Origin of the sequence: Mycobacterium gordonae (assembly GCF_001417955.2) — a bacterium.
Lineage (GTDB): Bacteria > Actinomycetota > Actinomycetes > Mycobacteriales > Mycobacteriaceae > Mycobacterium > Mycobacterium gordonae_B.
On the sequence record NZ_LKTM01000269.1, the window covers coordinates 1 to 540 of the forward strand.

A 540-nucleotide genomic window follows, 5' to 3' on the forward strand; every position below is an offset into this window, starting at 1 on the left:
ACACCGGCCCGGTCGGCGGCGTCGGCGGCGCGGGCGGGGCCGGCGGTGCCGGAGGCTGGCTGTACGGCAATGGTGGCAGCGGCGGTATCGGCGGAGGCGGCGGTCTCGGCGCCACCCAGAGCGGCAACGGCGGTGCCGGCGGCTTCGGCGGCGCAGCCGGGTTGTGGGGTACCGGCGGCGCAGGCGGGGCCGGCGGTGCCGGAGTGAACGGTCACAACGGTGTCAACCCGAGTCCCATCTTTGGTGCCCCCGCCGGCACCGGTAGCCCCGGTAGCCCAGGTCAGCCCTCGAACGTGGTCCTGAACCCGTTGAGCACCGGAGGAACCGGTGGCAACGGCATCGATGGCACCGTGCCGGGGCAAGGTGGCGGCACGGGTGGCGTCGGCGGCGTCGGCGGCGTCGGCGGCGGCGGCGCACCAGGCGGCACCGGCGGCCTCGGCGGGGACGGCGGCGACGGGGGCCTCGGTGCGACCGGTGGCGCGGGCGGTGCGGGCGGCGGCGGCGCTGTCGGAACCAATGGCGGAGGCGGGGGTAACGGCG

At 78.0% G+C, this 540-nt stretch carries 1 pseudogene; it reads left to right on the forward strand.

Annotated features, from left to right (window positions below):
- A pseudogene (locus AO501_RS38255) lies at positions 1-540 on the forward strand (PE family protein); the annotation flags it as partial.